Origin of the sequence: Paenibacillus sp. FSL R5-0345, from assembly GCF_000758585.1 — a bacterium.
Classification (GTDB): domain Bacteria; phylum Bacillota; class Bacilli; order Paenibacillales; family Paenibacillaceae; genus Paenibacillus_AQ.
Genome location: NZ_CP009281.1, coordinates 747,884 through 768,113 on the forward strand (window position 1 = coordinate 747,884; position 20,230 = coordinate 768,113).

General features: G+C 41.3%; 15 protein-coding genes. 11 read left to right on the forward strand and 4 right to left on the reverse strand.

Annotated features, from left to right (window positions below; genetic code table 11):
* Positions 1 to 11 precede the first annotated feature (11 nt).
* Positions 12 to 2,204 carry a YecA family protein gene (locus R50345_RS31570; protein WP_042124088.1) on the forward strand — a complete coding sequence of 731 codons (2,193 nt, stop codon included), beginning with the start codon at positions 12 to 14 and terminating at the stop codon, positions 2,202 to 2,204.
* A gap of 835 nt (positions 2,205 to 3,039) precedes the next feature.
* Here R50345_RS31570 and R50345_RS03335 read toward each other — a convergent pair.
* Positions 3,040 to 3,288, reverse strand: a complete 249-nt coding sequence (locus R50345_RS03335) for a helix-turn-helix domain-containing protein (RefSeq protein WP_042124091.1) — start codon at positions 3,286 to 3,288, stop codon at positions 3,040 to 3,042.
* A 151-nt stretch (positions 3,289 to 3,439) separates the two neighbouring features.
* Here R50345_RS03335 and R50345_RS03340 point away from each other — a divergent pair, with 151 nt between their 5' ends.
* From R50345_RS03340 to R50345_RS03365, 6 genes are all read left to right on the forward strand, one after another.
* On the forward strand, positions 3,440 to 3,937 hold the full coding sequence (locus R50345_RS03340) for a hypothetical protein (protein ID WP_042124093.1): 498 nt from the start codon (positions 3,440 to 3,442) through the stop codon (positions 3,935 to 3,937).
* Positions 3,938 to 4,183: 246 nt separating this feature from the next.
* The gene (locus R50345_RS03345) at positions 4,184 to 4,870 is read left to right on the forward strand and encodes a nuclease-related domain-containing protein (protein ID WP_042124095.1); all 687 of its coding nucleotides are present in this window, start codon (positions 4,184 to 4,186) and stop codon (positions 4,868 to 4,870) included.
* Positions 4,871 to 4,916: 46 nt separating this feature from the next.
* Positions 4,917 to 7,109 carry an McrB family protein gene (locus tag R50345_RS03350; RefSeq protein ID WP_042124097.1) on the forward strand — a complete coding sequence of 731 codons (2,193 nt, stop codon included), beginning with the start codon at positions 4,917 to 4,919 and terminating at the stop codon, positions 7,107 to 7,109.
* Positions 7,081 to 9,495 (forward strand): restriction endonuclease-like protein, encoded by a 2,415-nt coding sequence (locus R50345_RS03355; protein ID WP_042124099.1) that lies wholly within the window; start codon positions 7,081 to 7,083, stop codon positions 9,493 to 9,495. The genes R50345_RS03350 and R50345_RS03355 overlap by 29 nt, the downstream gene beginning before the upstream one ends.
* A gap of 335 nt (positions 9,496 to 9,830) precedes the next feature.
* A complete protein-coding gene (locus tag R50345_RS03360; RefSeq protein ID WP_042124102.1) occupies positions 9,831 to 10,409 on the forward strand; it encodes a sigma-70 family RNA polymerase sigma factor in 579 nt (192 codons plus the stop codon).
* Positions 10,402 to 11,262, forward strand: a complete 861-nt coding sequence (locus R50345_RS03365) for a hypothetical protein (protein ID WP_197069742.1) — start codon at positions 10,402 to 10,404, stop codon at positions 11,260 to 11,262. Before R50345_RS03360 ends, R50345_RS03365 begins: the two co-directional genes overlap by 8 nt.
* Positions 11,263 to 11,337: 75 nt before the next feature.
* Here the strand turns inward: R50345_RS03365 and R50345_RS03370 are convergent, their stop codons facing one another.
* Together R50345_RS03370 and R50345_RS03375 are read right to left on the reverse strand one after the other, a co-directional pair.
* The gene (locus tag R50345_RS03370; RefSeq protein ID WP_042124103.1) at positions 11,338 to 11,877 is read right to left on the reverse strand and encodes a PadR family transcriptional regulator; all 540 of its coding nucleotides are present in this window, start codon (positions 11,875 to 11,877) and stop codon (positions 11,338 to 11,340) included.
* A gap of 46 nt (positions 11,878 to 11,923) precedes the next feature.
* Positions 11,924 to 13,111: a YhgE/Pip domain-containing protein gene (locus R50345_RS03375; protein ID WP_042124105.1), complete on the reverse strand. Its 1,188-nt coding sequence runs from the start codon at positions 13,109 to 13,111 to the stop codon at positions 11,924 to 11,926.
* Positions 13,112 to 13,330: 219 nt separating this feature from the next.
* On the opposite strand from R50345_RS03375, the gene R50345_RS03380 reads away from it, so the two are divergent.
* From R50345_RS03380 to R50345_RS03395, 4 genes are all read left to right on the forward strand, one after another.
* Positions 13,331 to 14,452, forward strand: a complete 1,122-nt coding sequence (locus R50345_RS03380) for an NAD(P)/FAD-dependent oxidoreductase (RefSeq protein WP_042124108.1) — start codon at positions 13,331 to 13,333, stop codon at positions 14,450 to 14,452.
* Between the two features lie 311 nt (positions 14,453 to 14,763).
* Positions 14,764 to 15,930, forward strand: coding sequence for a DUF4317 domain-containing protein (locus R50345_RS03385; protein ID WP_042124109.1), 1,167 nt, complete (start codon positions 14,764 to 14,766; stop codon positions 15,928 to 15,930).
* A 461-nt stretch (positions 15,931 to 16,391) separates the two neighbouring features.
* Positions 16,392 to 18,311: a hypothetical protein gene (locus tag R50345_RS03390; RefSeq protein ID WP_042124112.1), complete on the forward strand. Its 1,920-nt coding sequence runs from the start codon at positions 16,392 to 16,394 to the stop codon at positions 18,309 to 18,311.
* Positions 18,312 to 18,550: 239 nt separating this feature from the next.
* Positions 18,551 to 18,907 carry an MBL fold metallo-hydrolase gene (locus tag R50345_RS03395; protein WP_052414449.1) on the forward strand — a complete coding sequence of 119 codons (357 nt, stop codon included), beginning with the start codon at positions 18,551 to 18,553 and terminating at the stop codon, positions 18,905 to 18,907.
* 17 nt (positions 18,908 to 18,924) lie between these two features.
* On the opposite strand, the gene R50345_RS03400 is transcribed toward R50345_RS03395, so the two are convergent.
* Positions 18,925 to 19,866: an AraC family transcriptional regulator gene (locus R50345_RS03400; RefSeq protein WP_042124113.1), complete on the reverse strand. Its 942-nt coding sequence runs from the start codon at positions 19,864 to 19,866 to the stop codon at positions 18,925 to 18,927.
* Positions 19,867 to 20,230 lie beyond the last annotated feature (364 nt).

Below are 20,230 nucleotides of genomic sequence, written 5' to 3' on the forward strand. Positions count from 1 at the left end.
AATGCAATATAATGAGCGAATTCACTTATGAAGAATTAAAAAAATGTATTAGCGATCAAGATTTGGAATCGAGTGTAAAACAGATTATTGGTCTTTTTATTTTCGATAGTAAAAAGTTTTATAGGAACTTTATGCTTAGTGGATGTTTAACCGACCCCTTAAGTAGGAAGTTTAGAAAAGAAGAATTGGAGTTTTTCTTTAAGGCTTGCAGATTAGTAGAGAGAGGTTTTGAAAATGGAGATGGGGAATTTTCTACTGATTTCAAGAACACTTTTATTAAAATTGTAAGTACTATAAATGACATTCACAGGGCGGCAAAAAGTAATGAAGGCAGGTTATTTAAAAACGATTTTTTGAAATACCCCTTTACTAAACAAATTCAAATGCTGTGTACCTTTATTGAAAGCCAATCTATTTATGCTAATAAGAAAATGAGTAGTAAAATTAAAAGTCAAGGTTATTTAACAGGTATGGAACATGAATTACCTGAGACAGAAAAACAGGTTTCTGTTGCTGATGTTATGGAAGCGAATTTAGAAATTATGGATACATTGATAAGACTACTCCACTTCAAGGCTACTGGGAAAATTGAAAATCAGGATACTAAGTCTTATCAGGATATTTCTCCCTATGGTATACCGAGTCTTCAAGAAATAATGTATCTAGCCTTACACAGAGGCTATTTAGATGAATTGTGGTCTAAAGTAAAGTTTAGGGAGTGGAATTTTACACGATATGAAATTGATAAAGAAGTATATGCTCGTTATTACAGTGCACCAAATACTGATGACTATAAAAAAGAAAGAGTTGCTGTTCAAAGATATAAGTATAGGGATTATATTAATTATTCTAAAAGAAATGACTTTGAAAAAATGTCGCATAGTATTAAAAAAATTGAACAAAAATCTAACTTCTCCTTATCATCGCCTTCATCTGTTTTCAAATTAGAGAGGGAAGTTTTTCAACTTGGAGAGCAGGTGATTGAAGTTGCTCTGAATGTATCGAAGCGACAATTAAATGAAGATTTAGGCTCACTCGTTGATCACGTAATAATTGGACAAGATAGAAATATTAGTTTGAGTGAATTATACGAGGGTTTTAAATACTTAATGTCATTAGCGTTTGTATATCGAACAAACTCACATTCTCTTTTTGCAGATGATGACTTTACATACTTAACTCCAATATTTGAATTAAAGGAGTTAGAATCCCATTTTGCCGAATTATCCGGATTGAGTGAAGAAAAGGCAAAGAAGATAATTGAATTGTTCGTGTTTAGTCCAAAGCCTTTGTTAGATATTTTCTCACAGCCTTTGATATACATTGGGGATGAGCGAATTATCTTTACGCCCTACTTAATCATACAAATGAATATGAATCGGATTGTTGGAAGACATCTTTCACACTGGGATATTAATATTTCGGCTAAGGGTACTGAACTCGAAAAAGAAATAAAAGAAGTTTTAAGTCTAACGCCTCATTTTTCTGTCAACACCTCAAAAGTTAAGTTTGAGGCATACGATGGTAGAGAAGTGGAGTATGATTTGATAGCTACCTTTAAGAATAAGGTTGTATTGATTGAGTTAAAATGTTTGAATCATCCCTTTTCTTCAAAAGAGATTAAGCAAAGAGAAGATGACATTCTTTATGGTGTCACCCAAGTTAATCGAAGAGCTAACATACTAATCAAGCAATGGGACAAAGTTCAGGAGTATATGAATATTCCCTTACCTAAATCACCAATTGTAGCGGACGATGTAATAAAAATAGTTTGTACTAATATTTTTGATTTTACGGGAAGAATAGAATCAGGTGTATACATAACGGATGTTTCGTCATTTCTTAAGTTCTTTTTAGATCCGAAAGTGGAAGAGATTAAAGTAGAAGCAGGGTCACGAGAAGTAATTAGTCAGCAGAATCTATGGATTGGTGAGCCTAAGATAGAAGACCTTATCAGTTATTTAAAATGCCCTATAACAATAGAGGGATTAATGAGTAAGTTGACTGAAGTTCCAAGACAAAACGTTATTATTAATGAGGATGACCCTCATCTAGCGTTTCAGGATTTTGTATTGAATGAAAACCCTTTTGACTTTGCTGCTTTAAGTAAATCTAAAGGGAGCTATTTAGGAGAAAAAGTTGGTAGAAATCAACCCTGTCCTTGTGGTAGCGGTAAGAAATTCAAAAAATGTCATGGCCAATAAATAAAGATGTCAACACCAAAAGTTCATTGAGAGAAGTTTGTTAATTATGGCAGATCAAATAGCACTCTACCCAACACATATGTGCTATTCACTACAAATGATTGAATTGCATCGGTGTTATAGCTCCTCAAATGAGGGGCTATTTTTCATATAAGAAGAAAATTTATACTTAATTTTAAGTATAAATTGGGCGGTTTTGTTATGGAAAAACCAGATTTAAAACACGAAGCAAAAATTATTACCACATTAGAAGGCTTTCAGTCTTTACAGGCAAGTAGTAGAACAGGGGGAAGTGCCGTTTGATTGAAGAAAGAACTCAAGCAGTTCATGAGGTTAGATGAACTGACTAATGAGACGGTGCAAGTTTTATTGATAAGATTGAAGTTCAAGCGGATGGTTAGGTAAACATTTATTACAAGTTTACCGCCACGCTCTTCTTACGGCTTTAATTACAGTGACAGACACTCAAGTCATCTGGAGTACGTTGCGATGTTGGAGATTCTCTTGAGAATCAATGTTGAAATTCCTCTTATAAATAGGATGTTAGAGGTGTTCTATTAAGATGATGGGAAAGGAATTCAACTTTTATAGAAGTTAAATAATCATGTCATTTACTTTAAAAGATGAACTGCTCGATTTGTTTTAATTCTTCTCCTTTTTAAGTCGCTGTTACTTTTACCGGATTCTGAATTTTGTTAAGGTTTAGTGATGTAGTAGGTAACGGATTTTAATCTTGCTATTATTATAATTGAAATGGACATTGTTTTTGTTTGGAGAAATCAGCATAAATTGCCGACCTACATTAAATTAGACTTCTTTTTCACAGAGTTATCTCTCACTCACTCTCCCCCAGCAACTCCCCAACAGAAGTATCCAGCGCTTTCGCAATGGCAACCACCTCATAATCCTGCACAAGTCTATGTTGACCTTCCAATCGAGATAAACTGGTTGGGCTGATGTCTAAACCGAAAGTTTGCAACTTGGCGAGGAAGTCTTTTTGCTTCATTTGCTTAGCTTTTCGAATAGCTATAACTCGGGTCCCTATGATGTTTTTGTCACCTGGGGGCTCTTTTCGATGTCTCATTTCCGTGTCACCTCACAATTTAACCAAATTGTATGCGAGGTAAAGGTTGTTTTAATGCGAATATCGAACTAAAATAAAATAAACCGATAAACGCATTAAAGTCTCTGCACATCGTCTATAGACATAGCTTTTCCAGGAAGGTGGGGGTGCAATGCAACATCTGAAGCGCAAATATGAGGAGGAAAAGCGAAAGCTGAATGTACTCGGACAGAAATCACTGGAGCAGGGAATTCCGTTAAGCAGCAATGAAGCGGTTCAGGCTCAGAGTCGTAAGGTTGACGAACTCATTAATCGGATGTACCAAGAAAAAAACGGACATGCAGCATCATTTCGTTTGAGTTTCTATCTTGGAGGGGATATGTTGAGCTTTCCTGCATGGTTTTTACAGACGATTCAAGGTCGATTGGATGAGGTGACCGCACAGATTGAACATCAATCCGAGCCTAGGCATGTTTTTGAAGAAGAGCGCAAAGCTTTTCAAGCGTTGTTTGACTCCATGGACATTGCAGGTATGCCAGAGTTTGAGTACTGGGAGGATAAGCTTCAATTGAAGCAAGCCATTCTTTATGAACGTCTATATCTACAAGGACTAAAGGATGGCATGCAGCTTGCAAATGCCTTTAATGCCCCTTCAGTTCTCACGGACTAAGACATGCCCTGTTGCTGCCGGAAAAGCACATAGGGATCGGAACCATAGGGGATAAACGCATACTTTATTTTCGGACTGTCCATGCGATAGTCTTTTTTTGTATATATGTTTGGAATTTTTGTTTTTTTCGATGCTGTTCATCCAAAAAGTGAGCAAACTTCCATTCATAATCTGAATAAAGGTAAACCTTCCCATATTGTCGAATAACCATACATATTGTAAATCTATATCAGATGAGGTTTTGCTATGTTTAAAGCGCTATTGTCTCTCTTTAAAAAATCCGACACTAAGCCACCACAGGCAGTGCGTAAGTCACAAACTCCCAAGTCGAAACCGAAGGTTGCTTCCACACGAATTGGAGAGTTAGGTGAGCATAAAATCAATATTCAACTCGACCAGCTACCTAAGGAGTGTAAATCGTTAAGCGATCTAATGCTCCCTAATCCCAAGTCTCGAACAGGTTACACCCAGATTGATCACATCGTTATCTCCCCGTATTGCATATTTGTCATTGAGACGAAAAACTACAATGGAGAAATTAAAGGTGGGCGAACGGATCAACAATGGTCAGTGAGCAACCGTTACAAGCTGTATAATCCGCTGAAGCAAAACTATGGACATATTAAGGCTATCGAGAGCCTGATACAAGGTAAAGCTACAGTGAAATTTATCTCTATAGTTTCATTTACGATGAGATGTCGGTTCAGTATTGATCCGGAGCTTCGGAAAATCCACTCAGACGAACTGGTTGTCTATGATGTGGAACTAAGTGAGTTTATCTCTAGGAAGCTGATCAGTTTAAAAACAGGAACTCCTGAACCTTCTATCTCTCCGGCGCAAATACAAACGATTTATGAGCATTTGCTTCAGGCCAACATAACCGATGCGGAGATTCGCAAGCTTCACGTACAGAGAATAAAGCAAAAAAACTAGAAGTACCTATGAGTTACCTATCATTGTACTAAGGGAGTTAACATAAATGATCAAACAACTACGAAGCTGGTGGAAGGATACAGAGATCCCTAACTTAATCGGTCGGAAAAAGGTGGACTTTTCCATTTTTCGTGATGGCACTCATATTCCAGTTGAGTTTCATCCAGATTTTTTGGAAGCTAACCAAGGTCAACAGCCTAGTTTAGGTGAAGGGCGAAAAGTTAAGCTGATCCATGAAGATGGGAACTATGAAGCCACATTATTTAAAATTGATCAAGTATCTGCTGGTCGGGAAGCTCTTCAACTCCGTTATAACGGAAATCAAACGTTGAAGAATTTGTTAATTGAAACCTTCTCGCATTCATATTCCTACATTATGCAAGAGAGAACGAACCAACAAGCAGATGATGCGAAGAGACCTCAGGTTGTTGTTCCTGAAGATCAAGCTGAATACATAGATTTCTTTGCCACAGGAGTTCCTTTCGAATACCGTTTAAAGTTTATAACGTTTAAGTCGAAGCCTAATGTTTGGTGGGTGAATCAGGGAACGACTATTCAAGCGGAGAAGGAAGAGGGGATTCTATGGGCGCCCTTACTGAATTCGCAAGGCCGAAAGCTATATCATTGGGAGACGATGAAGGAAGTTAAACAAGGAGATATCATCCTCCATTATTCAAATAAAGCTATTCGTTATGTAAGCCAGGTAACAGATGCGGCGGTGGATGCACCCAAACCAGGCTCTATGGCCAATACGAACTGGCAAGAGGATGGTCGTTTGGTTCGAACGGAGTATGTGGAACTCACTCCACCCATTATGCTACAACAGTTTAATCAGCAAATTATGCAAGTGAACTTAACCCAAGGTCCGCTTCATTCTGGAGGCGGAGTTAATCAAGGTTATTTGTTTCGCTTTTCAAGACAAGGACTTCAATTGCTTCAATCGCTAACTCCAGAGGTCACTTGGCCTGATTTTACCATTTTAGATCAAGATGAGGCTGCCTCCAATACGGAGAGCCCGCATGAGGTGATTCCTATTCTACCGCCATCAGATTCTAGTATTACAACATTGCTCCACCAAATCCAATCCCACATCCGTCGCAAAGGTTTCTTCTTCCCTGAGCAACTTATTGAAAACTTTTACCTCTCGCTAAAGACTAAGCCTTTTGTCATCCTGGCGGGGATATCGGGTACAGGGAAGACTCGATTGGTGAAGCTGTTTGCAGAGGCTCTTGGTGCAACGGGGAATAACGGTCAGTTTACTTTGATTCCAGTGCGACCGGATTGGAGTGATCCTGCGGATCTGCTGGGGTACAAGGATCTTTCGGGCAGGTTCAAACCGGGTCCGCTTACGGAAGTATTAGTAGAGGCGCGGAAGCCGGAGAATGGACATAAGCCATATTTTATCTGTTTGGATGAGATGAATCTGGCGCGGGTAGAGCATTACTTCAGTGACCTGTTAAGTGTGCTGGAAACGCAGGACTGGCGGGAGGGGAAGATCCAGACTCAGGATCTCATATCTTCTACCATGCTGGATACGTCTGAGGATCAAGTGAAGTTTGGCAGCCTAGGTGTCCCGGAGAATGTGTTCTTGATCGGGACTGTGAACATGGACGAAACGACACATTCTTTTAGCAAAAAGGTACTGGACCGAGCTAATACACTGGAGTTCAATTACATCAATCTGCAGCAGTATCCGGACATGAGTGAGCAGGAAGAGACGGATGATCCCGCTGATCTTGCCGAACTGAACCATCTTTTTCTGCGCTCCGATTATTTGCAGCTAGTGGATGCCTATGATGCCAACAAAGAGCTAGTTGTCCGGACGACAGAGAGATTGGTTATGATCAATGCTTTGCTTGAGGATGTCCATGCTCATGTAGGTTTCCGGGTACGCGATGCGATTTGCTTCTATATGATCTATAACGAACGGTACAAGCTGATGAGTGAGGAAGAAGCTTTTGACTGGCAACTGCTGCAAAAGATACTGCCGCGCATTCAAGGGAGCCATTCTTCGGTTCGCCGGGTATTGTTGAACTTGATGAAAGGGGCTCTTGGTACAGGATCTGGTGTGACGGTAAATATTGAAGATCTTATGGACAATGATGCTTCTCCACTCTACCTGAGATGGGCTGCTGGACAAACTCCCCCTACAGCCAAACATCCACAAAGTGCGCGTAAATTGGCTTTTATGCTTAGGAGGCTGGAGGAAGATGGATTCACCTCATACTGGCTCTCTTAATCAGGCGGTAGAATTGCTCCGTGTAGAAACGGAGCTTTTTACGCTTTTTCTTCAAGGAAGGCCATATCATCCTACTGTGGAGACCTTGCAGCTTCATCGTTCTTCTAGTCAGGAGTGGGTAAATGCTCAGTTTGGGATTACATGCTCCGAACGGCTTGGTAATGTTCAGATTAAAGTGTTTTCTCCTGAAGCTCACGGGATGGTGGACTGGCAGCCGGGGGAGTCTGTTTTTCCTTGTTTTTATGAGACACAGTCGTATGAGCTGGTGATCCAGAGGAAGACCGCTGCTAACCTCTCTTTTTATCATGAAAATGTGCTGCTTCGGCAGGCAATTAAGCCCCTAGGTGAGTCTATTCTTGCGGGTGTGCTGAACTTTGGGAATGAGGTCGGTTTGACGGAATGGGAGATCCGCAGTTCGGGACAGGCTTTGCTGCGGGTAGAGATGGAGATCTTCCCCTCTAAAATGGATTACAAGCTGGATTACCAGAATATTTTAAATGAAGTGAATGAGCAGATTTATAACTTGGCTTTTGATTTTTTGCGCAAAACCTACCAACTAACAGGCTTGCGGGAGACGCAGCATCAGAGCCTGACGGAGTTTTTCACCATACTTCAGCATGTGTTTAGACAGCTCTTGGATGCCGTTGAGCGGATTAACAAGAATCCCAATTACGCTCTGCTTCAGGACCGCCGACTAGTGGATGCCAATCGGGTCAAAAAGGCAGGAAGAGAGAACATCCGCGAGCTCGCGAAGCATCCCGAACGATTAAGAGAAGACATGAACCATGGATTCTTGACCATCGGCAGCCGAAATTACACAGCCACACATTTAATGGAGACACGAAGACGCCTCGCCTATGATACTAATGAGAACCGGTTCATCCGCTGGATGCTGGAACGCATTCATGGAAAGCTGAAAGAGCTCAAGGGTCGCTGGAAGATTAAAAACCGAACCCCAGATCCATTACTTATAAAAAGGTTAGACAACATGCTCACTCAACTAGAGCGGGTGCTCAAGATGGATTTTTTGCGTGAGGTTGGAGTACTGAGGCAGATGTCCGTTACACTGGTGCTGCAGATGGCCCCTGGATACCGCGAGGTCTATCGCTGTTATCTAATGCTGCTCAAAGGCTTGTCGATCCAAGGTGATCTGCTGCGCCTGTCTATGAAGGATGTCGCGCAGCTCTATGAATACTGGTGCTTCCTCAAGTTGAATCAGCTTCTGGGTCAGAAGTATAAGCTGGTGAAGCAGGATATTATTAAGGTGAATCGGAATGGTATTTTTGTTACACTTGACCGCTCGCAGAGCGCTAAGATGGTGTACGAGAATCCAGTTAACGGAGAGCAGTTCATCCTGTATTATAATGCGATTCCTAGCTCGGATAAGGCACCGACGCTCAATCAGCGTCCGGATAATGTACTGACACTCAAGAAGAAGGATGCTGGCAAAATCAAAGAGTATAAGTATGTTTTTGATGCGAAATACCGGTTAAATCCGGCTTATGAAGGCACTTCCTATCACGGGACTTATAGACAACCTGGCCCTGAAGAGGATGATATCAACACGATGCACCGCTACCGGGACGCCATAGTGTATCAGGAGAAAGACTCGGGGGAATACGAACGAAGTATGTTCGGTGCCTATGTGTTATTTCCCTATCCGGATGAGGAGCGGTATAAGACCCACCAATTCTACAAAAGCATCGAGCTATTGAATATTGGCGCTTTGCCGTTCCTACCGAATTCTACAAGCCTGGTGGAGCAATTCTTAGATGAGATTATTCAGGATAGTCCGGAAAAAGCTTACGAACGCTCGACTCGTCCACGCGGTACGAAAGAATACTATGCCAACCAACTCGCGGGCAAAAATGTGCTTGTTGGTTCTGTCCGGGGACCTGAGCAGGTGGAGGTGGCGAGACAGCATTCTTTTTACCATGTACCTTTGAAGAACCTTGCAAGCCAGAAGATAATAACCCAGATCGAATATGTAGCTATGTGTCAATCCAGAAGGAAATTCTTCGATCCTGCAAAGACAGGAATTCATTGGGTGGGTAAAGTGGTAGATTGGGAAGTGGTGAAACGAAAGGAAATAAAGGAGATTGTCTCTGAGCCTCATAAGGAAGAGAAAGATTATGTTAGATTCACTGTTGAGGAATGGATACCTTTAAAGCCTCACATTGCTTTAGGGGGACAGGGAATAAATACAGTCCTTTACACAAGCAAATATGTCCTAGACCGAGCGCTGGAAATCGCGGAGCTTCGCTTAGAAACGGAGGAAGATCTTCGTGAATGGCGTGAGAAGCGCCGAAAGGGCAGAGTGAAGGTGAAGGTGGATCATGAGCAGTTTGTGGATTTAGGGAAGGTTGTGGAAGTTCGGAATATTTAAAGTTAGTGAAAATGAAGTAAGGTTATTGTCCTGCTAATCTATCAAGCTTCCCGCTGGATAATGGCAGGATTTTTTATATTGGGTAAAGTTATGAAATCATTGAATTATAGCGCTGAGCTTCTCCCCTTCTCTCCCACACATATATCCACCCCGCAACTCAAGTATCACCGTTTTCGCAGATTGTGATCTTTCACCCGTTTCTCACCATCCCACAATCATCAAAAGATTAGTTAAAGGTTTAGGCTTTTCTACGTATTAACATATGTAAGTTTCTTCGCAACAAATTGCACAATTCGTTTAGCTTTTCGATGAAGGTGAGGTGTAAGGAGGGGGAGATGGAGGTTATCCAGGGTACTGTGGACCGTTACAAGAATATCGAAAGATCACGTGGTGCCATGATGTCAAAAGAGGAATTTACCCGGATGTACGATACGTACTACAAACGTGTTTACAAATATATTAGTTATCGTATTAATAACCACCACGTGTCAGAGGACATTTGCAGTCAGGTGTTTGAGACGGTGATGTGTAAGTATTATAGCTTTTCAGAAGAAAAATCGAATTTTGAGGTTTGGCTGTTTGCCATTGTAAGGAACGCTGTGACGGATTACTTCCGGGGGCAGAAGAAAAGAAGCTACACCTCACTAGATTCTTTGCTGGAGCTCATATTTCCCAAGCCGTCTCCGGAGGAACTGGCGATTCGTGAGGATAATAATCAAGCACTGTTCAAGGCGCTCTCCAAGCTACGTGAGAAGGAACGTAATATCATTGCAATGAAATATGGGGCTGGACTGAAAAATTCCGAAGTCGCACAGATCATGGGCGTCAGTGAGTCCAATATTGGTGTCGTATTGCATAGAAGTCTGAAGAAACTGCATATTTCCTTAAAAGCAGGAGGATTCAACCATGAATAAGAAAAATGATGATCTCACAAAATTCAGCAAAACCATAGAGCTGCTTGAGAATGTTGAACAGGATAACACAGCCGCCAAGGAAAGAATTTATAACCGTTTAGTATACAAGCTGGACCATGGAGCTCTTGAACTCAAATCAGAGAAAAAGGACGGGATAACGATGAAAAAAAGTAGCTGGAGAAATGCAATAGTGATTGGCAGTGCAGTAATTTGTCTGGGTGGCGCATTCTCTGCAACCTCCTATGCACAGGATATGTTCCAATCGATCATGGCAAAGTTTGAAGTAGGAAATCTCGAAATCACGCAATACGATAAGGAAATCCCTTCGGCTGGACAGTCAATGACTCCATCTGAAGAGGGAAAAGGCGGGGAGAATGTTGCCATTGAATTGCCGGTTGCAGCTAAGTTGAGTCTGGATGAAGCACGTGCGGAGCTTGGAATGAACTTCCCGGCACCAACCTGGATGGCAGACTATGAGTTTGTGAATGTTGTTCTTCAGGGGACCAGCATGGTTGAAGTGCAGTATAACTCCGGGGATAAAGCTGTTAATTTCCTAATCTCCAAGGGCGGCGACAATGGGATCAGTACTACGGAAGAAGTGAAGACAGAAATAATTAACGGGACTAAAGTTTATTTTGCAAATGGAATTGTGATTTGGGAAAAAGATGGCTTTACCGTTGAACTTTACGCTCAAGAAGACTTTGACCAAGCTACACTTGGGAAGATCATCGAAAGTTTTAGCATCGGTGCTCCTGTACAGTCCTTAGGAACTGAAGAAGTGAAAGAGAATTTGCAGAAGAATGAAGGGGTAGTTGCAGCTCCAGCTTCGGTTCCAGTTGTAGATTCAAAATAAGATGGTCTACTCAGGGTAGAGATGCCCATAGATACACATAAAGAAGACGCTAGGGGATTTCCCTGAGCGTCTTCTTTATATCGTTTTCGTTTTCAGCTTTTCTAAAAGAACTTTCCACCAGTGAATAGATTGCTCTAGTTGAGAATCGTAGTAGCTCTCCATGAAATCTACGACTTCTCGAGTGGAGCTAACTGCATCTATTTGATGGTAAATTTGATTTAATTGATCTTTTTTTATAAGTGACTGTTCAATTTTCTTCTCGATAATCGGGATCACTTTGTCAGTCTCTACAAAACGAAGATTCACAAGAGCGACAATCATATCTGAAATAGATTCTGCATTTTCTATTACCTGATAAATTTTGAGCGGGAGCTGCTTGCGCCCTTTATCAGTAATGGAAAACACCTGTTTGTCTGGGCGATGTTCTTCTTTGATAATCTCTACCTGTTCAACTAAGCCCTGTTTCGAAAGGGATTCAAAATGATAATACAGTTTGCTTTCAGATAGATTTAGCAATTTATCAAATGGAATAGGGGTGGATAGTTCTTTTTTTAATTTATAAGGATAATTATTTTCATCCATTAACTTACTTAAGATATAAATTTGAATTGACATCACAGAACCCACTCCTAATTGTTGGCTAAACTCTATCTTACCAAACCTAGGCGGTTATTTCAGCTGTATTTTTAACTTCAACGGGCAGTATAGTTTCTTTAGTCAGAGGTACAGGTTTATGAACAAACCGGACGATTACAACGTTAATCATCATAGCCCCGGCAAATACGCCTGCTAATCCCCATAAGAATGGTGCTGGGCTGATGGAACCAAACATTTGTGCCAAATAAGCTTGTACAGAATAATACATCGGTGTAATGCGGCCGAACCAATCGTATGGTGTATACATCATATCACGAGGCATGGTAGCACCATTGGCGATGGTTTGCATGAGCAGGATTGGAATATTTAAGACCATACCGCCTTCGCCAACTAGGAAGACCATAATCGCACACACGTTAAATGCAGCCATATACATTAGAATTTGCTGAGCAGCAACTGGTAACAGTAAGGATAGGTCTACATCTGCAATAGAGAATGCAATGGCTAAAGCAACGACTGTTGATAATACAGCGATTAATAAAGCTGTGAATTGAACGAACATAAACAGTTTTGTCTTGCTTGCTTTCCCGCGGTTCGCTTTAAAAGAAGCAACTAATTGCATGGAGGCAATCATTGCCCCAACATAACCAGCCATAGTTAAGAACATAGGTAACATGTTGTTGTGCATGCCGTCCGGAACATCATTGATGACAACATAATTCCCGACATAACTATTTTCAATTTGTGTAGCCATTGCGGTGGCTTGTTCTTCTGGTACGTTAAAGTTCATTAACACACCTTTTGCGGTTTGCTCTGAGAAGTTCGCGCTTAATTGTTTGTTAATTTCTCCTACAACGGAAGACATGGCTGAAGATACCATGGTGGCAGAAGCTTCATTGACTGTGAAATCAATACTTGCGGATACCTTACCGCTTTGAACGTTGGCGGAAAATTCTTCTGGAATATGGACAACTAGAGCTAACTTATTATGTTCTAATTCATCCATCGCCTTTTTATTCGATACATCGGTTTTTATCGTTTTGAATGGTAAGCTCTCCGAAAACTGACTCGAAATCTGAGCCCCATATTGACCTGCATCATCGTTGACGATAGCAATTTTTAAATCATCCATGTTCCCTGGAAGTGCTGTATACCCTGGTAAGAAAATACCAAGCATCGCAATGGCATAGAACACACCCATAAAAATAGAACCAATGGCCCCTTTGGACTTCAAAAACTGTGAAAACTTCAACTGTATACCTTCTTTCTTCTGAATAACACTTTTATTTTAGTACTCTAATTAAAGTACTTTTAACTGAGTGAGATTTATAGTACGATAATTCATTAGAAATGTCAAATTTAAGATACAATGGGTAAGTAGTGACTGAATCATCATTCGGATTGTTACATTGATATATAGTAGATGTGTTAATGTATGAATTAAAAGTGAATAACTGAAGGGACTTCGGACATGAAAAAGGTTATTGTAATTGGTGCAGGGATATTAGGGGCTTCAGCAGCTTATCAGATCAGTAAGCTAGATGCTGAAGTCATCATTATAGATCGTAAAGATGTTGGACAAGCAACAGATGCAGCAGCAGGGATTATTTGTCCATGGTTGTCTCAACGAAGAAACAAAGCATGGTATCGTCTTGCTAAAGAGGGAGCAAGCTTTTATCCAGCACTTATTCAAGAGTTGGAAGAGGCTGGAGAAACCGAGACTGGATACGCAAAAGTTGGAGCGATATGTATCCATGATGATTTGAAAAAGTTACTCGCGATGAAAGAAAGAGCGGAACTGCGCAGAGAGGACGCCCCTGAAATAGGGGAACTTACGATGCTGACGGATCTTGAAGCGCAAGAGAAGTTTCCATTATTATCGGAAGGCTATCATGCGCTTCATGTATCGGGTGCAGCAAGAGTGGACGGACGTGAATTACGTGATGCTTTGCTAAGAGCGGCACAGCGTAACGGTGCGCAAATGATTGAGGGAGATGCCATTTTAGAGCATGATGATCATGAAATTAAAGGGGTTAGTGTAGGAGAACAGACATTCACAGCGGATGAAGTGATTGTGTGCGCAGGGGCTTGGTCCAACGCTTTGCTTCATCCGCTTGGGATTATGCTCCAAGTACGTTATCAAAAAGCCCAAATTATGCACTTGAAGCTTGCTCAAGGGGCCAATACAGAGCAATGGCCTGTAGTAATGCCGCCTACAGATCAATATATCCTTGCATTTGCGGATCAAAATATCGTGGCAGGTGCTACTCACGAAAATGATGTCACAGGTTATGATACCTCAGTAACCGCAGGTGGAATGCAAGAAATCTTAAATAAAGGTCTTCAAACGGCTTCCGGTCTTGCAGATTGCAGCCTAAATGAGGTTAGAGTAGGGTTCCGCCCTTTTACTGCAGATTTTCTTCCCGTGTTAGGAAGGGTTCAAGGATGGAATAAACTAATTGTTGCTAATGGACTAGGATCATCCGGATTAACGATGGGACCCTTTCTTGGTGAGCAGCTAGCCAAGCTAGCCATGGATCAACAGGTAGATATTCAGCTTGAAGACTATGCATTAGAGCATGCGATAAATTGATTAGAACGAGCACGTATAAAAAAACCATCTATATAAGGTGAACTAAAAAACATTCTAAAAAGGAAAAGTGATGGAGGGGAAGTTTGGAACTGTAGGAACGTAGTGACCGCCTTTGTCACCGGATTTCAACCATGAAACATGGTAATAATCAAGAAATCTGGTGACAACAGCGGCCGGAAGTCCAAACATTCACCGCAGTCACGCACTTACCTTAATAGAAAAATCTTAAGTTCAACTAATATAGCGAAGGCTTTTTTTATCCTTTATACTGAAAAGACCAATTTATCTTCCTAGGAGTTGTCTAACGAACCATGATAAAGAAAGAAGTCGCGCATATACGCAAGCAATTTAAGCTGGATCACGACATGATGAGTATTTACGATATTCTCAACGTGTATATTATGAAGGAAAGCAACGAGATCTATCATTGGGAGCGCCTGCCATTTGGAATGGTGGACAGAGAAAAGCAGGAGCTGTATATGGGCAATTTCAAAAAACTGCTGACAGGTGAGTTAGATCAGAAGCTGTTCGAGTTGAAGTTTCAGGCGGAAGCGGAGGAGCCAGCGCAGGTGATGCTTCACCAAGCTTTGGTGACAGGGGATCCAGATGAATGGCAGGACCTGATGCTGCTGCTCGTGGACAGAATGATGGCGGATACTCATTATGAACGCGATACGGTGATCACTTTTGTTCGCGGACAGTATTACCGCCCGACCAAAGATAGAAACGATGAAGCCGAGGAAAGTGAGAAAAACGAAATGTTCGCGCATCCGTTTATTCTATGCAGCGTGAATTCCACGGAGAAGCAACGGAAAGCTCTCTTATTTGATTATGTGGAGCGGGAATTCAAGTACAATGTCATTGTAGATCCGATCGTCAAGCTAAGTACACCGGAGCAGGGCTTCTTTTACCCAAGTGTGACGGACAATTATTCCGATGTGAACCGCATTCTGTATTGTACAGGTAAATCGAACTTCCCGGATCCGCATTTCGTCGGAGAGGTCTTGAATGCCGAAAGATCCATGACGGCACTGGAAGAGAGAGCGATATTCGAGGACATCGTGAAGGAAGTGGCGGGCGAACAGCTTGATGCAACCACCCTCGCACAGGTGTACGAGGAGATCCATCAGGTCATCGAAACCAACGACGATAAGGAAGAACCTCCAAAGCTCGATTATAGAGATCTGGAACGCGTACTGACGGTAAGCGGCGTAGAGAACGTGACAACGGAAAAAGTGGAACGGGCGTTTGAAACGATCGTTGACGATAAGCATTATGAGATGAAGGCGAGTAGCGTGATGCCGAAATTCACTACCAAATCGATTAAGATCGAAACAAAGGTAGCTACGATTTCGGTCAGTCCGCAGGATTTAAAATATGTGAAACAGGTAAATCATCATGGGAGACGTTGTATCTTGATTGAGGTCGACGAAGATGCCGTGATCGAAGGATTTACACTTACTACAGAGACGCTTTAGACTCTTTTAACAGCGGGCTATCCTTAAAGTCTTTGATCAGACTTGGGATAGCCCTTTTTGTATTTGGATCAATTACGGTGCTTAAAGATATAGTTGATATATTCTTTTGCGCTACTATTAATTTCTTCATCACTGGTATGGAGCTGTAGCCTTGAAATAGGTTGCGCATCGTTTGGATCAAACTGATTTACAGAATTGTTATCAAACTATTAAAAAAAGTAGGGTTGTTCAAATCCCTTGGTAGAGCCAATGAAAGTGTTCCTAGTAATTTTGTAACCGCTCTCCTAAAAATGAGTTGGCATTATTTAGCATCTAATATTCCTCTGAATTGGATATTTTATTTATATATTGTTTTATTTCAATAGGATAATGTTACCTCACCGTAACACTGTCCTAGGTTGCTAGGAATATAATAAGTCTGTATTCGACACCAACCTTTATAAACCATCGGAGGAAACACAATGAAAATTAAGAAAACATTATCCGTTGCATTATGTGTAGCAGCTGTCGCATCTTTCTCATCTCAAGCAATGGCAAATCCTGTCGCAACGCCAACAAGCGCAACAGTAGCGCCATCTGTTAATCAAGTAGGACAAAAGTTTACACTAGCTGGTGTCCAAACAAATGCAAACACAGTATTGATTGCAACACAAACTACGGATATTAATTTGGATGGAGTTAAAGATACGTTATATCTCATCGGCGACAAAAATGAATCTCCTGATTTCGACAACATTAATCTCATTGTGGTAAACGGCAAAACAAACAAAGTGTTAAACGCAGGGATTAAAGACTTCGGTGGTTTGAACGCGAAAATCAGCTATGTGAGTGATTTCAATAATGACCATGCACTTGATGTGATGATTACTGCGTACTCCGGTGGCAACCAAGGTTCTACCAATGCTAGAATCGTAACTTTTAAGAATGATACCCCTTCTATTATTCTGGGCGGGGATTTGAAGGTGAAGGGCGAACGGGCATTATTCAGAACATTAGAAGCGGTTGATGTGGAAAATGATGGCGTGAACGAGCTGCTTGGAATCAGAATCCTCCATGGCGAAGCTACTTCAGTGGTAACAGGCTATGAAAAAGTATGGTTCGCATACAAAAATGGCGAATTCGCAGCTACCAAAAGTGAAACTACCAAAGAAGATCCATTCAAGCAACCTGCACTTGGTGAACTGACTGTTGGACAACCTTTCGCATTGCAAGGTGTTAAAACAACAGATAAATCGGTTCTTATCCGTAAACAAGTCAACGATGTAAACAAAGACGGTGTTAATGATAAAATCTATCTGATCGGTGACAAAGCTGATGAGCTTGGTTATGTAACCAACATCAACCTGGTGGTTGTAGATGGCAAAACAAACACCGTGAAGGATGCAAAAATCAGCGGTTTCGATGGCTATAAACCAGAAATTCAATGGATTGGTGATTTCAACGGGGACAAAGCAAATGATGTCATGTTTACAGCATTCTCCGGTGGTAACAACGGTACGACCGATGCTTACATATTGTCTTTCGCAGGTGATAAGGTACAGCCGCTTTTGAGTGTAAAGCCTGTTGTGGATGGTAAAACAGCATTTTTCAACACTTTAGAGCAAGTGGATCTTAATAAAGATGGTGTATATGATCTGGTAGGGACTAGAAAAATTCGCGGTAACGCTGAAGCTATCGTTCTTGGCGAGGAAAAAACAACCTTCACCTTCAAAGATGGTGCCTTCAAGGTTGTGGGTACAGAAACCATTAAATCCGATAGCAAGCCAGCGACTACACCAGCTACAACTACAACAAGTGAATACACCGTTGGCAAACGCTTTGAGCTTAAGGGAGTTCCAACGACAGCAAAAACAATTTTGCTAGCGAAACAAACAATGGATGTAACAGGTAATGGCGTTGCAGATAACGTATTACTGATTGGTAACAAGGATGCCGCAAATGGTGGCTTGGTTACAGATATCAACATCGTCGTTCTAGAAGGTAAAACTAAAAAAGTGATTAACAGTAATATCAAAGGCTTCGAGGGTTACCAACCAAAAATCAACTTCATTGGAGATTTTAACGGAGATAAATCTAAAGATGTCATGATTACTGTATACTCTGGTGGTAACAGCGGCAGCACCAATGCTTACGTAGTATCCTTCAAAGACAGTAGTGTTAAAGTTCTTCTTAACGAGTACGTGAAAGTGAATGGCAAACGTTCGCTCTACAATACAATGAAGGCTTCTGATGTAGACAAAAACGGAGTCTATGAAATTGTTGCAACAAAAACGATTCACGGTGGAGCTACTTCCGAAGTGAAAGGCGAAGAAACCTCTGTTCTGGCTTACAAAAATGGAGCATTTCAAGTCAAATCGACGACTGTGAAGAAATCTAAATAATCTTATAGCACAACCTAACAATGAGAGAGTTTCCAGATAGCCATAAATAAGTGGTTACTGAGGGACTCTTTTTTGTGTTTTTAGTTGGATTAACTTATGTACTTGGTGAGCACGTCTAAAACTAAACTCTCCCTTGCTCAATAAGTCTACTTAAGCGATTCAAGGCGTGGGATTGGGATGAAGCATCCGTTATACAACGTCTAGAGACCAAAGAAGAAATAGAATTCGCCTATAACTGTATGAAAAAAGAATATGATACGTTCGATAAGATTTCGGTCAGCACAGGATCGATTATTTTCGAGGATTCTTTAACGTTGGATTTAGGGGGCATCACTTGCCAAATTCTCAAGGTAGGAGGGCCGCATGAAGCAGACTCTTGTGTTGTATATGTTAAAGAAGCAGAGGTTTTATTTGCAGGTGATGCACATAGTGGAGATTATTATCATGGAGAAGGTAAGATTGATCCCATAAAAATGAAGGAATATGTTGAGTTTTTAACAACTCTTTCATTTACTACGTATATCCCAGGACACGACGCCCCTATGAGCAAGGAGCAAATCATTCATGTGCTAAGTAGATTTTGTGAAATGAAGTAAACAGGGACTCCCTTTCCCTATACCCACCCCGTAAACTCCAATATAGATGCTTTTGCAGATTGAGCTTCGGAATGTGCACCTTTTCGCCATTGTTTGGGTGATTCGCCCATAAGCTTCGAGAAGCATCGGTTGAAGCTGGAAATGGACTGAAATCCGACTTGTTCGGAGATGGAGAGGATGGAAGCATCCGTGCTTTTTAACTGCTTGCAGGCCTCTTCAATACGGGTACTGTTTAGAAAATCGAGAGGTGCAGTTCCCATGATCTCGTGAAACTTTCTTCGAAAATGAGTGGTGCTTAGATGACACAGATCAGCCAGGTCAGCGATGGTGATAGGTGTCATATAGTTTTTAGTGATGTATTCCAGAACCGGAGAGATGACAAAATCGCCTTTCAGGTTATGCTCTATTTCTTGTTCTGCCAAGGGTTCATTCCGGGAATGGATTCTAAGCAGTTCTATATAAAGCGATAATAATAAGCCGTAGGCACTTTCTTGATAGAAAGGATTTTTGTGCTTCAATTCCTCTACGACCGATGTCGCAAGGGTATAAACCTTGGGATGTTCCTCCTTGTTCAAAATACAGTTCATTCCCTGGATCGCCCACAAATTTGGTTCAAAGTCACTGTAAGCGCTTTTGAATGAATGCTGAAAAAGCTCCTCTGGCGAGAAAAAGATATAAGACCAAAGACTGGCTTCATTTGGCGAACTATACGTAGTATGAGGCAGATACCTAGGGATGAAGGTCACATCTCCGGCTTTAAAAGGTACAGATTCTCCTTTGATCTCCATGATGCCGCTATCCGAATGGCAAATGCCAATCTCAAGATGGTTATGAAAATGGAGATGTTCACTTTTAATATCGGAAATCTTCCAACGTTCACCGCTTAACAGTAGAATAGGGAAGTTTATCGGCAGGCTGTAGTGGCGGTATTCAATGACGGGCCTCTTTTTTCTGGGCATATTCTCAATACTCCCATTCTTATTACGTAGGTTGAGTAGATTATAGGTTAACGTTATACCAAATTCAACTATATAAAGAGAACTTGATATTATACAATTTGAGGAAAAGTGACGGAGGAGAAGTTTGGAACTGTAGGAGCGTTAGCGTCCGCCTGAAAGCTTTCCATAGGAAAGCTCGCTTCGGAAGCATAAGCAGTCTGCAGATTTCCACCGCGAAGAGCGGTATAAAATCAAGAAATCTGCAGACAACAGCGGCCGGAAGTCCAAACATTCTCTGTAGTCACGGCCAATCCCGAAATATAAGAACCACTAGTAAATGGTCGAAATTGCACAGTTTAGTTATGAATATGCTTAGAATCAGACT

Bases quoted from the DNA above. Each gene is read 5' to 3' on its own strand.
- R50345_RS31570 (WP_042124088.1), top strand. From the start codon at position 12: ATGAGCGAATTCACTTATGAAGAATTAAAAAAATGTATTAGCGATCAA.
- R50345_RS03335 (WP_042124091.1), bottom strand. From the start codon at position 3,288: ATGAGACATCGAAAAGAGCCCCCAGGTGACAAAAACATCATAGGGACC.
- R50345_RS03340 (WP_042124093.1), top strand. From the start codon at position 3,440: ATGCAACATCTGAAGCGCAAATATGAGGAGGAAAAGCGAAAGCTGAAT.
- R50345_RS03345 (WP_042124095.1), top strand. From the start codon at position 4,184: ATGTTTAAAGCGCTATTGTCTCTCTTTAAAAAATCCGACACTAAGCCA.
- R50345_RS03350 (WP_042124097.1), top strand. From the start codon at position 4,917: ATGATCAAACAACTACGAAGCTGGTGGAAGGATACAGAGATCCCTAAC.
- R50345_RS03355 (WP_042124099.1), top strand. From the start codon at position 7,081: ATGGATTCACCTCATACTGGCTCTCTTAATCAGGCGGTAGAATTGCTC.
- R50345_RS03360 (WP_042124102.1), top strand. From the start codon at position 9,831: ATGGAGGTTATCCAGGGTACTGTGGACCGTTACAAGAATATCGAAAGA.
- R50345_RS03365 (WP_197069742.1), top strand. From the start codon at position 10,402: ATGAATAAGAAAAATGATGATCTCACAAAATTCAGCAAAACCATAGAG.
- R50345_RS03370 (WP_042124103.1), bottom strand. From the start codon at position 11,877: ATGTCAATTCAAATTTATATCTTAAGTAAGTTAATGGATGAAAATAAT.
- R50345_RS03380 (WP_042124108.1), top strand. From the start codon at position 13,331: ATGAAAAAGGTTATTGTAATTGGTGCAGGGATATTAGGGGCTTCAGCA.
- R50345_RS03385 (WP_042124109.1), top strand. From the start codon at position 14,764: ATGATAAAGAAAGAAGTCGCGCATATACGCAAGCAATTTAAGCTGGAT.
- R50345_RS03390 (WP_042124112.1), top strand. From the start codon at position 16,392: ATGAAAATTAAGAAAACATTATCCGTTGCATTATGTGTAGCAGCTGTC.
- R50345_RS03395 (WP_052414449.1), top strand. From the start codon at position 18,551: ATGAAAAAAGAATATGATACGTTCGATAAGATTTCGGTCAGCACAGGA.
- R50345_RS03400 (WP_042124113.1), bottom strand. From the start codon at position 19,866: ATGCCCAGAAAAAAGAGGCCCGTCATTGAATACCGCCACTACAGCCTG.